Annotated in this window: 14 protein-coding genes; 12 read left to right on the top strand and 2 right to left on the bottom strand. The window is 37.7% G+C overall.

The window, feature by feature from the left end; genetic code table 11:
• The first annotated feature begins 5 nt into the window (after positions 1-5).
• From ND855_RS08505 to ND855_RS08495, 3 genes are read left to right on the top strand one after another with little or no spacing between them, the layout of a single operon-like run.
• Positions 6-434 (top strand): LIC11625 family surface-exposed protein, encoded by a 429-nt coding sequence (locus tag ND855_RS08505; RefSeq protein ID WP_265357991.1) that lies wholly within the window; start codon positions 6-8, stop codon positions 432-434.
• Positions 435-457: 23 nt separating this feature from the next.
• On the top strand, positions 458-1327 hold the full coding sequence (locus tag ND855_RS08500) for a 3'(2'),5'-bisphosphate nucleotidase CysQ (RefSeq protein ID WP_265357990.1): 870 nt from the start codon (positions 458-460) through the stop codon (positions 1325-1327).
• The gene (locus ND855_RS08495; RefSeq protein ID WP_265357989.1) at positions 1321-2457 is read left to right on the top strand and encodes a glycosyltransferase family 4 protein; all 1137 of its coding nucleotides are present in this window, start codon (positions 1321-1323) and stop codon (positions 2455-2457) included. The genes ND855_RS08500 and ND855_RS08495 overlap by 7 nt, the downstream gene beginning before the upstream one ends.
• Here the strand turns inward: ND855_RS08495 and ND855_RS08490 are convergent.
• On the bottom strand, positions 2443-2838 hold the full coding sequence (locus ND855_RS08490; protein ID WP_265357988.1) for a hypothetical protein: 396 nt from the start codon (positions 2836-2838) through the stop codon (positions 2443-2445). The genes ND855_RS08495 and ND855_RS08490 overlap by 15 nt on opposite strands.
• Between ND855_RS08490 and ND855_RS08485 the strand changes: the two genes are divergently transcribed.
• The 3 genes from ND855_RS08485 (at position 2829) to ND855_RS08475 (ending at position 6191) form a co-directional block, all read left to right on the top strand.
• Positions 2829-3362, top strand: coding sequence for a TlpA family protein disulfide reductase (locus ND855_RS08485; protein ID WP_265357987.1), 534 nt, complete (start codon positions 2829-2831; stop codon positions 3360-3362). The two genes, ND855_RS08490 and ND855_RS08485, sit on opposite strands and share 10 nt — an antisense overlap.
• A gap of 135 nt (positions 3363-3497) precedes the next feature.
• A complete protein-coding gene (locus ND855_RS08480) occupies positions 3498-5432 on the top strand; it encodes an AMP-dependent synthetase/ligase (protein WP_265357986.1) in 1935 nt (644 codons plus the stop codon).
• 33 nt (positions 5433-5465) lie between these two features.
• Complete coding sequence (locus ND855_RS08475; protein WP_265357985.1) at positions 5466-6191, top strand: LIC11631 family protein; 726 nt, start codon at positions 5466-5468, stop codon at positions 6189-6191.
• On the opposite strand, the gene ND855_RS08470 is transcribed toward ND855_RS08475, so the two are convergent.
• Positions 6175-6726: an LON peptidase substrate-binding domain-containing protein gene (locus tag ND855_RS08470; protein ID WP_322113563.1), complete on the bottom strand. Its 552-nt coding sequence runs from the start codon at positions 6724-6726 to the stop codon at positions 6175-6177. The two genes, ND855_RS08475 and ND855_RS08470, sit on opposite strands and share 17 nt — an antisense overlap.
• Positions 6727-6837: 111 nt before the next feature.
• On the opposite strand from ND855_RS08470, the gene rfaE1 reads away from it, so the two are divergent.
• The 6 genes from rfaE1 (at position 6838) to ND855_RS08440 (ending at position 12765) form a co-directional block, all read left to right on the top strand.
• Positions 6838-7857, top strand: coding sequence for a D-glycero-beta-D-manno-heptose-7-phosphate kinase (gene rfaE1, locus ND855_RS08465; protein WP_407658708.1), 1020 nt, complete (start codon positions 6838-6840; stop codon positions 7855-7857).
• Positions 7854-8342, top strand: a complete 489-nt coding sequence (gene rfaE2, locus ND855_RS08460) for a D-glycero-beta-D-manno-heptose 1-phosphate adenylyltransferase (RefSeq protein WP_265357983.1) — start codon at positions 7854-7856, stop codon at positions 8340-8342. The genes rfaE1 and rfaE2 overlap by 4 nt, the downstream gene beginning before the upstream one ends.
• 63 nt (positions 8343-8405) lie before the next feature.
• Complete coding sequence (locus ND855_RS08455; protein ID WP_108959054.1) at positions 8406-10028, top strand: CTP synthase; 1623 nt, start codon at positions 8406-8408, stop codon at positions 10026-10028.
• A gap of 1 nt (position 10029) precedes the next feature.
• On the top strand, positions 10030-10875 hold the full coding sequence (kdsA, locus tag ND855_RS08450; RefSeq protein ID WP_265357982.1) for a 3-deoxy-8-phosphooctulonate synthase: 846 nt from the start codon (positions 10030-10032) through the stop codon (positions 10873-10875).
• A 10-nt stretch (positions 10876-10885) separates the two neighbouring features.
• Positions 10886-11431, top strand: a complete 546-nt coding sequence (lptC, locus tag ND855_RS08445; RefSeq protein ID WP_100717062.1) for an LPS export ABC transporter periplasmic protein LptC — start codon at positions 10886-10888, stop codon at positions 11429-11431.
• Entirely contained in the window at positions 11428-12765 is a 1338-nt protein-coding gene (locus ND855_RS08440) for an LptA/OstA family protein (RefSeq protein ID WP_265357981.1), read from the top strand. Before lptC ends, ND855_RS08440 begins: the two co-directional genes overlap by 4 nt.
• Positions 12766-12811: the final 46 nt, after the last annotated feature.

The following is a 12811-nucleotide window of genomic DNA, read 5'->3' as shown; positions in this document are numbered from 1 at the left end:
AACTTATGAAGTTTTTGATGAAAGTATTGGTAATTGTGAGTTGCAGTGTAACAGTTTTATATTCACAACAAAGCACTGGTTTGGCGGAAGAGTTTACCAAATTAGAGGACCATCTAAGAAACCCAAAACTCACTGAAGAACAAAAGAAAAAAAACTTTGAAGCCAATATGGTAAGTTCCGTTCGCAGTACATTATCAAAACGGTTTGCAAATCCTAAAAAAGAATTAAAAGATTTAAAATTCCAAGACCTACAAACGGAACGTCCAGAAGGGACAAATACTTTTTATGTAAAGTATAAGAACTATTATTTTCAATACCAGTTCCCAGTGGATCCAGAAACATATGTGACTTCACCTGTAGAAGAAATTGTATTAGAGAAACCAGAAGGATTGGATTTAAGTTCTGGTGCACATAAAGAAGAAAAAAAGAATTAATTAGGTCCAGAAAAAAGGACGGAATGGAAGAACAAGAGTTTCAGGAAGTATGGAAGTGGGTTCTATCAGTTGGGGATTCCATTTTAAGCATTTATAAAACTGATTTTCAGATTCGTGATAAAGGTGGTAATGATCCTGTTACCGAAGCGGATTTGTATGCGAGTGAATTTTTGTATGAAAAAATTTCCAATCGATTCCCTGGACATGGATTTTTGTCTGAGGAAAGAGCAGATACCGTTTCTCGTTTGGATAAAGAATGGGTATGGATTTTAGATCCCATCGACGGTACACGTGAATTTGTCAAAAAAAATGACCAATTTGCACTCAGTTTGGGACTTGTTCGGAACGGTGAGGCAATTTGGGGGATCATCTTTAACCCTGCCACAGGTGAATTTTTCTCGAAAGGAAAAAATAGTTTTTTTGCAAAACTGCAAGCGCCGTACGCTACGGAAGATAATTTTAGAACCTTACTTGTTGAAAGTGGCTCCGTATTACATCCGTTACAAGAATTAAAGGGACAAAACAAAAAACCGGTATTAATTGTTTCGGCTTCAGAAATGCGAGAGGGACTTTTTGATGATACTTTTTGGCATGAAGATTTTGAAATTCGATCCATGGGAAGTATTGCTTATAAACTTGGTTTATTATCCGCAGGATTTATCGATTTAATTGTGTCCTTAAAACCAAAAAATGAATGGGATATCTGTGGTGGGATTGCTTTATTAGATGAGGAAAATTTTACATTTTTTCCTTTAAAAGATAAACCTTATTCCTTTAACCAAAAAACAACATTATCTTTTGGGCTGGTTGCCGGAAAAAGAAAAGCTGTAGAATATTTGGAAAGCAAAATTGATTTCCACCAACTTTCACTTAAGGTGAAGGAACGATGGTGAAAACTTTTAAAATCGGTTTGGATGCACGTCCTTTATCCACTAGAGTTTCTGGTGTAGGACGTCTCATTGCAGAAACCTTAAAAGCTTTTCCCAATCAAGAAAAATATGAGTTTTTGCTATTTTCACATTTGCCGATTCATCCTGATCATAAAGCTGTCCTTGAATTAAAAAATGTTAGGTGGGTAGAGGGTGGAGGTTTTCTAAAATGGAAAGGTGGCTTGTATTATAATCTCTACATCCCTTTTTATTTAATGACCCATCGATTGGATTTGTTTTGGGGTTCACAACAGGTGTTACCACCTTTTTTGCCAAGAGAACTTAAGGCAGTACTCACGTATTGTGATTTGGTTTTGTATTTATATCCAAATACAATGCGTTGGATTGCGAGATTACAACAAAGATTATTCCAAAGTTATTCCGTTAGGCGATCGAGTTTTATACTATCCATATCCAAACAAACAAGTGATGATATGTGTAAAAAATTTGATTATCCAGTTGAAAAAACTGGAGTTGCTTATCCTGGAGTGAATCCAGTGGAAATGACAAAGTTATTAGACACACCCATGTCAAACCGAGTGAAAGACTTGGGGAATGGTTATCTATTGTCTGTTTCCACTATCGAACCAAGGAAAAATTACCCCTTTTTATTAGAAGTATATCGAGAATACAGAAAAAAAAATCCCCACCACTACAGACCATGGGTGATTGTTGGAAAAATCGGATGGGAATCTCCCGAATTCATTGAAGAGTTAATCCAGGAACGAACACTCTACAAAGATATTTTTATTTTGGATTCAGTTTCCGATTCAGAATTACAACATGTGTACAAACGAGCAGGACTTTTTGTTTTTGCGAGTAAATATGAAGGATTTGGAATTCCGATGGTGGAAGCTTTATTCCATAAGGTTCCGTGTATCGTATCTGATATTCCTACCTTCCATGAAATTGGGAAAGAAGAAGTATGTTATTTACCAATTAGTTCCAATGAAGATGCTAAACATTGGGCAGAAGCCATTGATTCATTCTTTCAGAATCCAACTCCTGTGAATGTTTCCATAGATGAATTTCGTTGGGAAAATGCTGCCAAAATCACAGAATCTGTGTTTCGATCTGTTTTAGAAGAAGGATAAAAACCCTTTCTTTTTTGTCACGACACCAGAAAATAAAATTTTAGTTTTATCTTGTTTGGGAACCACATGTAAATGGAATCGTTCCTTTGTCATGGCTTGGATTTCGCATTCCCAATCTTCAGCATTGGCGAATAGTTTGATCCGGTCACAGAGAATGGAACCTTCCACTGACCAATTGAGGTGGTATTTTGTTTTCCCGCGAGAAAAAACGGATTTGATTTGGTTTTCTTGAAACTTCCACATAACGAGGGTTTCATCACCAGATTCATAAGGTTCTGTGAAGGAAGGAATCATCGAAATTCCTTTTCCTTTCCAGTTTCCCTTTACGTAATCATTCCATTCGTCTAAGTTGGAGAAGTAGTTATAAATCAATGATTCCAAAAAGTAAAACCGTATTCTCCCAATTGATATCTTCCAGATTTTATCTTCTCGTTTTCCTTACTTTCTTTTTTTGTAAACCAGAAGCAGGAAAAGTAGATTTTTATCCAGATCCTTTGCCAACCATCACGGGAACCACAGAGGCATTGTCAGATTGGAAAGGCAAAGTGATTGTATTGGATTTTTGGGCAACATGGTGTGAACCATGTGCAAAGGCAGTACCTACGATCAATGAATGGAAACATTCTGTGTCCGAGTCAGATTTTGTTTTTCGAGGGATCAATACAGACACAACGGAACCGCTAGAAAAAATTAAAGAAGATATGATTCGATTGAAGATGAGTTATCCCACCTTACTTGATAAAGACTGGAAAATGACAGATTTTTTCAAAGTGGAAGGGATACCATGTGTTCTTGTTTTTGATCGCTCCGGAAAGATTGTGTACCGACAGTACGGCTTGGAAAAAGAAGACCTAACAGGGCTTGTCATCCGTTCTCATGTTTGGTCCAAGTCTGATCTGCCATAATTGTGCAATGCCAAACAAATATTTGCAGGTTCCTTGATTTCAATGGCAAGAATGAAAATGTCTTGACTCATGTTCGTTAAAAAAGTCCCTTAAAGATACCTTTTACCGTTTTCTTTTCAGAAAGGAGTCAGAATCATGCCAGCCAATTTGCCCGAACTCTTCCAGCAGAGTGCTGAAAAATTTGGGAACCGCCCCGCGTTCGTTAGTAAAGACGAATCGAAGTCCTATAAACCAGTCACCTTCAAAGAAGTGTATGATCTTGGTATCAACTTAGCAGAAGCTCTTATTGATTTAGGTGTGAATGCGAAAGAAAATGTAGCATTGCTTGCCGATAACCGATTGGAATGGATTGTTTCCGATTATGGAATCCTCATGGCAGGTGCTGCCGATGTTCCACGCGGAACCGATATTACCGATTCCGAAATTGTTTATATTCTCAATCACTGTGAAGCAAAAGTTGTTTTCTTAGAAAATGATAAAATGTTGGAAAAGTTCCAAAAGAACCGTTCCCAACTCGAATTTGCAAAAACACTCATTGTGATGGATAAAAAATCCACAGCAACTGGTGTCTTAAAAATGTATGACCTCATTGAGAAAGGGAAAGAACTGAGAGCCAAAGGTTCCAAAAAAGCAGAAGAAAGAATGAAATCCATTCTTCCGGATGACCTTTTCACAATCATTTATACTTCAGGAACAACAGGAATGCCTAAAGGAGTTATGTTAAAACACAGTAACATGCTCCACCAAACAAGAGTCATTCTTGGTAGTATGATCGAAATCAAAGCCGACGAACGAATGTTATCCATTCTACCAGTATGGCACGTATTTGAACGAGTTTTCGAATACCTTGCGATTGCTGCAGGTTGTGCAACCTATTATACGAATGTTCGCGATCTACGGGATGATATGAAAAAAGCAAAACCAACGTTTATGGCATCTGCGCCTAGACTTTGGGAAAGTATCTATAATGGTATTTATACCAGAATCAATGATCCAAAACAAACTCCTGCAATCCGCAGAGGTTTATTCAATTTGGCATATTTTTTCTCAAAACACTTCAATGCAGCGACTCGTTTTTTGAAAGGAAACCAAGTTGATTACGTTGGACGAAATCCAATTGTTTCTCTTTTTAAAGGTGTTTATTACCTAACAGTTGCTATCGTTTTGGCGATTCCATACTTTTTACTCGATTTAGTGGTCCTTTCGAAAATCCGTGAGGCAACTGGTGGTGAGTTAAAAGCATCTGTTTCTGGTGGTGGTGCTTTACAAAGGCACGTCGATGCATTCTTCAATGATATTGGAATCAACGTATTGGAAGGATATGGAATGACGGAAACTTCTCCAGTGATTTCAGTTCGTACATTCAAACGATTGGTACAAGGTTCCGTGGGGGTGATCACTCCTGAAACGGAATTACAAATCCGCGATGATTTGGGTAAAGTTCTCACTCACATTGATGCCAACCAAAAATTGGTTTCTGGATCTTATGGCAAACGTGGTGTCATCCACATCCGTGGACCACAAGTGATGAAAGGTTACTACAAAAACCCAGAAACCACAGCAAAAGTTCTCAAAGATGGTTGGATGGACACAGGTGACATTGGGATGTTCAATTTCAAAAAAACCCTTACCATTACAGGCCGTGCAAAAGACACAGTGGTTCTTCTTGGTGGTGAAAACGTTGAGCCAGTTCCGATTGAAGACAAACTCACGGAGTCTCCTTTTATCTCGCAGTGTATGGTGATTGGCCAAGACCAAAAGAATTTGGGTGCCATCGTGGTTCCTGATTTTGAACAGTTGACTGCATGGGCAAAGGAAAATGGAATCGGTGAAACTGATAAACAGAAACTCATTGAAAACCCAAAAGTCCTCGATTTCTACAAAAAAGAAATCAAAGCTCTGAACAATACCAAAACTGGATTTAAGTCCTTTGAACAAGTGACTCCATTCATCCTCATCACAAAACCATTTGAAGTGGGTGATGAATTGACAAACCTGTTCAAAATGAAACGCCACTTGATCACAGAGAAATACAAAGACAAAATCACTGCCCTTTACGCAGGAGATTAATTTCTCGTTTTCTAAGTAATGAGTTCCGCCTCGATGAAGGGGCGGAATTTACTCTTCTCTTTTCCAAAGTCCGTCGATACTTTTTATGTGAATCGTTTAGATGGATCAGTCTTTTCTTCCCAATCAGGGGTATTTTACCCTTACCAACACCAAGATTTTTATGCTATGGATTCCTTGTTTTTATCTCCTTTCAAAGAAGAAGAAATTTGGGATTTCCAATCCATTCCGCAAGTTCAGATGGGATTTCTTGGATTTTTAACCCTTCGTGGTTTCATTCGAGAAGATCTAGAATTACCAAAACTCCAAGTACGAGGTCTTTCGAAACACTGGCGTTCTTTCCTTGCAAAGGAAAATTTTTTAGGGAAACAAATACCTTGGGAAACTTCTGATTTTATTCCGAATTTGGTTGGAGAAAATCCAACACCTGAATCTGGTTTTGGAAAAAAAGGACATTGGTCAAACGAGTTCCATTTTGAGAAACAAGAAGGAAATTCCACTTCTTTGTTTTTCATCGCAACGAACAAACAAAGTGAAACTGATGTTGCCATCAGTGATTTAATGAAAGATTTTTTATTGTATTCCCAAACCAATCATTATTTGGAAAGAGCTTACATCCGCAAAGAAAACTCTAGTTATTTGTATCTAAACGCAAAAGAAACAAATCCAAGAGTATTTTACCGAGAAAATATTTCAGAATTTCCATCCTTTTTGTTTTTGGTGGCAGAGTTAAAAAATAAAACAGTTATTCTCCCAAATTAAGACCCATTAACACTTGTTTTAGTAAATTTGCCTTAGTGTCTAAATTGGTTGTTTCCAGAATGGTTTGTTTTGTTTTAAAATCAAAATAAATCAGTGAAGCAATAAAATCCACAGGAAATGGGTGAACTAAAATTTGGTTCATTTTTAAAATTAGGTCTTCCTCAGCACCTTCAGCAAGTAAGATTCGTTTGGTGAGCACTAACAATTCTTCTATTTTTTCTTTTAGTTCTTCGGAGACATTTTTATTCCGTTGGTGTTCTCGTTTGGATACTTGTGCGATATAAAATGGTTCGGTGGAAGTTAAACTGATAATCTCTGCCGTTCCTAATCCCTCTAAAATAATATTGGATCTTCCATCAGGCAAAGATTCCTTTTGGATGATATGTCCAAACCCTACAACCTCAGGAATGGGAGGTAATCCATTTCCCAAATACCCTTTCGGATAAGGTGCCATTCCCATTTCTCCTCCATTTTCTAAACAAAAATCCAGTAACTTTCTATACCTTGGCTCAAAGATATGTAAGGGTAAAAACATCCCAGGAAACAGAAATACATCTGGTAAGGGAAATAGAGGTAAGGGGAAGGTTGACACAGAGAAAGGTTTTAGATTCCATGTTTAGTTGTAAACCAATTCAAGGATTCGGCTTTGTTGAAAATCAAAAAATCTTTGCTACACCAAACCTTTGCCAAACTTTCCCAAATCAAAGTTCTCGTCATAGGAGATTTGATTTTAGATGAATACTTAATTGGATCAGTGGAAAGAATCTCTCCCGAAGCGCCTGTTCCCGTTGTTTGGGTTAGAAGCGAAAAACAAACTTTAGGTGGATCTGGAAATGTTGTTCAAAACTTATCATCCATTGGAGTCAGAGGGATTGTTTTTGGAAGGATCGGGGAAGACAAAGCAGGTGAAAATTTAGAATCAATTTTACTTTCGAATTCAGTAGCAAAGGAAGACTTAGCCTTACTAAAATCCAAACAAATTCCTACGATTCTAAAAACGAGAATCATTGCCTCCCACCAACAAGTTTGCCGTGTGGACAGAGAAGAAATTGTCCCACTTACAAATGAAGAAGAAAAACAAATTCTAGAGCGATTAAAAGATAAAATCAAAGAGGCTTCTGCTGTGATCCTCTCAGATTACGATAAGGGTTACTTAACACCTTCTTTGATCCAATCTGTGATTTCTCTTTGTAATGCAGAAAATAAAATTGTGACTGTAGATCCGCAAGTTAGTCATTTTTTCTTATACAAAAACATTCATATCATGACACCAAACCATCATGAGGCGGGTAAGGCATTGGGTAAAAAACTATCCAGTGATTCTGAAATTGAACTCGCTTGTCGTGAGATTTCAGAACGTATTACACCCGATGCGATGATGATTACCAGAGGGGAAAAGGGAATGTCAATTTATGAAAGAACATCCAATCGTTTTTACCATATCCCAACTGTCGCCAAAGAAGTATTTGATGTAACAGGGGCAGGGGATACGGTAATCACCACCTACACTGCATTTGTAGCAAGTGGGATGAGTATTGGAGAAGCAGCCCTAGTCTCCAATGTAAGTGCGGGGATTGTCGTTGGAAAATTGGGTGCGGCAACGGTGACACAATCTGAGATTGAAGAGGCTCTTCGGACTTTAGGTTATCTTGAGGAATCAAAATGAGTTTTTACGAGTCACTACAAAGTAAAATCATCGCACAAGACACGATCGAAACAAAACGTAAGTCCCTCGAAGGCAAAAAAATCGTATTTACGAATGGTTGTTTTGATATTTTACACCCAGGTCATGTGAGTTACTTAGCACAGGCTCGTGATTTAGGAGATTACCTTTGGATAGGTGTGAATTCAGATGAGAGTGTGAGAAGGTTAAAAGGGGAATCTAGGCCTATCAATTCCTGTGAAGACCGAATGATGGTACTTGCGGCTTTATCTTCCGTTGATTTTGTTTCTAGTTTTCCTGAAGACACTCCCTTAGAAATTTTAAAAAAAGTAAGACCTTCCATCCATTCTAAAGGTGGGGATTACCAAATTGAGACCCTCCCAGAATACAAAATTTTAAAGGAGATGGGTGCGGATATTCAAATTTTACCATTTGTTTCCGGAAAATCCACTACCAAGATTTTAGAAAAAGCCAAATCACCTTCCTAAACGTATTGATTTTGGACCCAAATCCCAACAGTCTGTAAAAAACATTCTTTTTTGAGGTCCAGTTTGTCCAAGACCAGATATATATTCATTACCGGTGGTGTTTCCTCTTCTTTGGGAAAAGGGGTCACTGTCGCCGCTCTCGGTTGTTTGTTAGAAGCCAGAGGTTATACCGTCTCTTTACAAAAAATGGATCCTTATATCAATATTGACCCAGGCACAATGAGTCCCTACCAACATGGGGAAGTGTATGTGACCGAAGATGGAGCCGAGACGGATTTAGATTTAGGTTATTATGAACGGTTCACCAAGTCAAAATTTTCCCGTAAAAATTCTGTATCAACCGGGCAAATTTACCATGCTGTCATCGAACGGGAACGGAAAGGGGATTACCTTGGAAGAACCGTACAAGTTGTACCACATATTACAAATGAGATTCGAAATCGTATATATAACCTAACACGTGACCAAGAAACAGATTTTGTAATTGTGGAAATTGGAGGGACAGTTGGAGATATTGAATCCATTCCATTTTTGGAAGCAATTCGCCAAATGCGATATGAACATGGTAGTAACCAGGTATTATTCCTCCACCTAACGCTTGTCCCAACAATTACAGCAGCTGGTGAAGCCAAGACAAAACCAACCCAACACTCAGTAAAAGAGTTATTAGCACTAGGGATCCAACCAGATGTATTAATCTGCAGGATCAATAAACCAATGTCAAAGGAGATGAAAAATAAGATCTCTCTCTTTTGTAATGTGAAAGAACAAAATGTAATTTCAGCTGTCGATATCACAACATCCATTTATGAAATTCCTCTGATGTATCGAGAAGATAAATTGGATGAGGTTGTACTGAATGCACTTGGTATGGATTTAAGAAAACTGAATTTTTCCCAGTGGGAAAACATGGTTAAGAAAATTCGTAATACAAAAAAGACCGTAAAAGTGGCGTTAATTGGAAAATACATTTCCTTACAAGATGCGTATCGATCTGTTTACGAATCCTTGGCTCATGGTGGAATTGCCAATGATGTAGAAGTAGAAGTTGTCAAAATTAATCCTGAAGATATTGATTCTAAGAATACTAAAGAACTCTTAAAAGGTGTTCATGGAATTCTCGTTCCAGGTGGGTTTGGAGAACGTGGGATCGAAGGAAAAATTGCTGCCATTCAATATGCGAGAACCAAACAGATTCCATTTTTTGGAATTTGTTTAGGAATGCAATGTGCAGTGATTGAATTTGCGCGCCATGTTTTAGGATTCAAAGATGCCAATTCAACTGAATTCAAACCAAATGTTGAATACCCTGTGATTTCAATGATAGAAGAACAAAAAGAAATCGAACGTATGGGTGGAACTATGCGCCTTGGTGCTTATCCATGTGTTGTCAAAAAGGGAACACTTGCTTATAGTGAATACAAAGCTGATCGAATTTCAGAACGTCACAGACACCGCTTTGAATTTACACTTCGATTTAAGGATGATTTTGAGAAAAAAGGAATGAATTTATCTGGTTTTTCACCTGATGGTAGTTTGGTGGAAATTGTCGAAATTCCAAATCATCCTTGGTTCATTGGAGTTCAATTCCATCCAGAATTCCAATCGAAACCAACAGATCCACATCCACTCTTTGCAGGTTTTATTAAGGCTGCATCGAAATTAGCGAAAAAATCGGAGGATTAAGATGTACGATTTAATTGAAGAAAGAGAATTTTTTGGAAAAAAAATCGGAGGACGTCAGCCGTTTTTTTTAATCTCCGGGCCTTGTGTGATGGAGAACAAAGACTTACTTGATCGTGTTTGTGGTGAAATGAAAGCCATCTGTGATGAGTTAGGGATTGTTTATATTTTTAAATCTTCTTTTGACAAAGCCAATCGTTCTTCCATCAATTCCTATCGAGGTCCAGGATTGGAAGAAGGACGCAAACTCCTCGAGTTCATCAAACATAAATACAATGTACCTGTATTAACAGACATCCATGAAACCATACAAGTAGATCCTTTAAAGGACACAGTGGATATCTTTCAAATTCCGGCTTTTCTTAGCCGCCAAACAGACCTTATTGCCAAAGCTGCCGAAACTGGAAAGTGGGTGAATGTGAAAAAAGGTCAGTTTATGGCACCTGATGACACAAGGCATATCAAAACCAAAATCCAAGAGTCTGGATCTGAAAAGTACATGGTCACCGAACGTGGTGCGAGTTTCGGGTATGGAAACCTAGTGTTTGATTTACGAGGCATTCCCATGATGCATAAACATGGAATTCCCATTGTATTTGATGGTACCCATTCCGCACAGTTACCTGGTGCTGCTGGAAACATAACAGGTGGTTTACGAGAGTTCATCCCTCATATGATGCGTGGTGCGGTTTCTGTTGGTGTGGAGGGACTTTTTATGGAAGTACACCCTGATCCTGAAAAAGCTTTATCGGATGCAACAACCCAATTTCCTTTGGCAAAAGCAAAGGTTTTACTCACTCAATTGTTAGAATTGGATCGTTTGGTAAAAACGAAATTCTTAGAGGTCTAGTCTCTTTCCAATGAAAACGAAGGTATGGACATTGTGTTTCCTCTTGGTTTTTACAACATGTAAAGACAAGGAATACCTTCGCATCGAAGTTGAAAAGGAATCTGGATCCATGGTTTCGATGAGAAACTTTAGCCGTGCTTCCTACAAAGAATCTGGCGAATTGGAATGGAAACTAAAGGGAGCGGAATCGTATATTTTTCCTAAAGAAAACAAAACCATCGTGTATGGATTTGAATTCAATCAGTTTGAAAAAGGAAAAGTTACGTCTCTGATGACTGGGAATCGAGGTGAGATCAACCACCAAACTAAAACTGTTGTTTTAGAAGGAAAGGTTCGCCTAAGAACGAATGATGGAAAATTTATCGAATCAGAATCTCTTACCTATAATTTAGAAGAAAAAACTCTCGCTTCTGAAGCGGATGTCCTTGTTTATTCTGACGGAACAACCATTCGTGGAAAAGGATTACGGGCTGATAAAAGTTTAAATAAATTCACAATCATCCAACCAAAGGCAGTTACTGTCGGTGGATCCAATCCACTGAAGGAAAAACCATGAGGCAATTGGTTGTCCTATCTATATTCTTTGGATTTGTTTTACAATTAAAAACATCACCGATTCCTATTTTGTATGGGAACGATGATTTTTTTAAAGCAGATGAGACAATTCTAAAGAACGAAGATAAAAAATCGAAAAAAGACAAAATCCCGATCATTTGGGGAGGAAGTAGTCTCACTCAAGAAGAAAGGGTTTTGAATGGGTTTCCAGTCAAAGTATTTATCTTAGGTGGTGGTGCTTATATCATGCATAAGTCCATCAAACTCAGTGCCAAGGAAATTGAAATCATTGGAGAAGAGGCGCTCATAGGAAACCTAAAAGGCCAAGTGATCGTAGAAGACTTTCAGAATGGAGTGACACTTACTGCAACTAAAGGTGTTTATGATAAAGTTGCAGGTACTGTTAGTTTAGAAAACCATCCAATTTTAACTCAGAAAAAAGATGGAAAAGTAGTTAGGATTAAATGCCAATCCATCCTTCGCAATTTGGAAGAAGCAAAAACAACTCTCGCAGGGAAAGTAGTCGTTACCTCGGAAGAATTCCAAGTGTTCGGCGAGGATGCAGTTTTTTCTGAAAAGGAAGATCGTATCGATTTAAAAGGGGAGCCGTTTTTGTTCTCAGAAAATCGTTTTCTCATTGGACAAACTCTTTCTTATTTTGTGAAAGAGGGAAGTATCCAATTAGATGGTGATGCAACCATCTACCAAGTGAGTTATGAAAATAAAAAAGACAAAGAAACAGATACTGTCACAAAAGAGAGAGTCCTGACTTTGTTTTCAGGCAAAACTTTGACTCACTTAAATAAAGGCAAAGAAACCGTTACCTCTATGAACGGTGATGCATTTATGTACAGAAAAAATTCTGAATTTAAAGCTGATTTATTAGAGAGTAAAAAAAGTAATAAGGAAATTAAAGCTACAGGTAACGTAAGTTATTTGGATAAAGAAAATGGTTATCGAATGGAAGGGGGAATCCTTTTTTATGATAAAGAAAAGAGTTATTCTTATTTAACCGAAACTCCCAAAATTGTTTTTTTAAATAAAAAAGATTTAGTAGAACGTGGACAATTAACATCTGTCTTTATTGAAAGATTTGATGATAAAAATGAAACTGTTGCCAGAGGTGATGTGCAAGTAGAAACACAATCCGCAAAAGCCACTGGTGAGTTTGCCACATATTATGAAAAAAAAGATGAGCTAGTATTGGAAGGAAATCCAACCCTTGTAAGAGACTCAACCAAGGTATCTGCTGGGAAAATCATCTTGTTTCCAAAATCGGACAAAGCCCTGTTAACTGATGGGCTAAAGGTAATCCCGAATGGTGAAAAAAAGTAAAGTAGCGGATAAAAAGAAAGAAATCGATCCAAATGTAAAAACATTT

The sequence above is a fragment of the Leptospira paudalimensis genome, from assembly GCF_026151345.1.
In the GTDB taxonomy this organism is placed as follows: domain Bacteria; phylum Spirochaetota; class Leptospiria; order Leptospirales; family Leptospiraceae; genus Leptospira_A; species Leptospira_A paudalimensis.
This window is presented reverse-complemented; position numbering and strand designations above follow the sequence as displayed.

What these genes read in the sequence shown, in the direction of transcription:
- ND855_RS08505 (WP_265357991.1), top strand. Translation starts at nt 6, where the DNA reads ATGAAGTTTTTGATGAAAGTATTGGTAATTGTGAGTTGCAGTGTAACA.
- ND855_RS08500 (WP_265357990.1), top strand. Translation starts at nt 458, where the DNA reads ATGGAAGAACAAGAGTTTCAGGAAGTATGGAAGTGGGTTCTATCAGTT.
- ND855_RS08495 (WP_265357989.1), top strand. Translation starts at nt 1,321, where the DNA reads ATGGTGAAAACTTTTAAAATCGGTTTGGATGCACGTCCTTTATCCACT.
- ND855_RS08485 (WP_265357987.1), top strand. Translation starts at nt 2,829, where the DNA reads ATGATTCCAAAAAGTAAAACCGTATTCTCCCAATTGATATCTTCCAGA.
- ND855_RS08480 (WP_265357986.1), top strand. Translation starts at nt 3,498, where the DNA reads ATGCCAGCCAATTTGCCCGAACTCTTCCAGCAGAGTGCTGAAAAATTT.
- ND855_RS08475 (WP_265357985.1), top strand. Translation starts at nt 5,466, where the DNA reads ATGAAGGGGCGGAATTTACTCTTCTCTTTTCCAAAGTCCGTCGATACT.
- ND855_RS08470 (WP_322113563.1), bottom strand. Translation starts at nt 6,726, where the DNA reads ATGTTTTTACCCTTACATATCTTTGAGCCAAGGTATAGAAAGTTACTG.
- rfaE2 (WP_265357983.1), top strand. Translation starts at nt 7,854, where the DNA reads ATGAGTTTTTACGAGTCACTACAAAGTAAAATCATCGCACAAGACACG.
- kdsA (WP_265357982.1), top strand. Translation starts at nt 10,030, where the DNA reads ATGTACGATTTAATTGAAGAAAGAGAATTTTTTGGAAAAAAAATCGGA.
- lptC (WP_100717062.1), top strand. Translation starts at nt 10,886, where the DNA reads ATGAAAACGAAGGTATGGACATTGTGTTTCCTCTTGGTTTTTACAACA.
- ND855_RS08440 (WP_265357981.1), top strand. Translation starts at nt 11,428, where the DNA reads ATGAGGCAATTGGTTGTCCTATCTATATTCTTTGGATTTGTTTTACAA.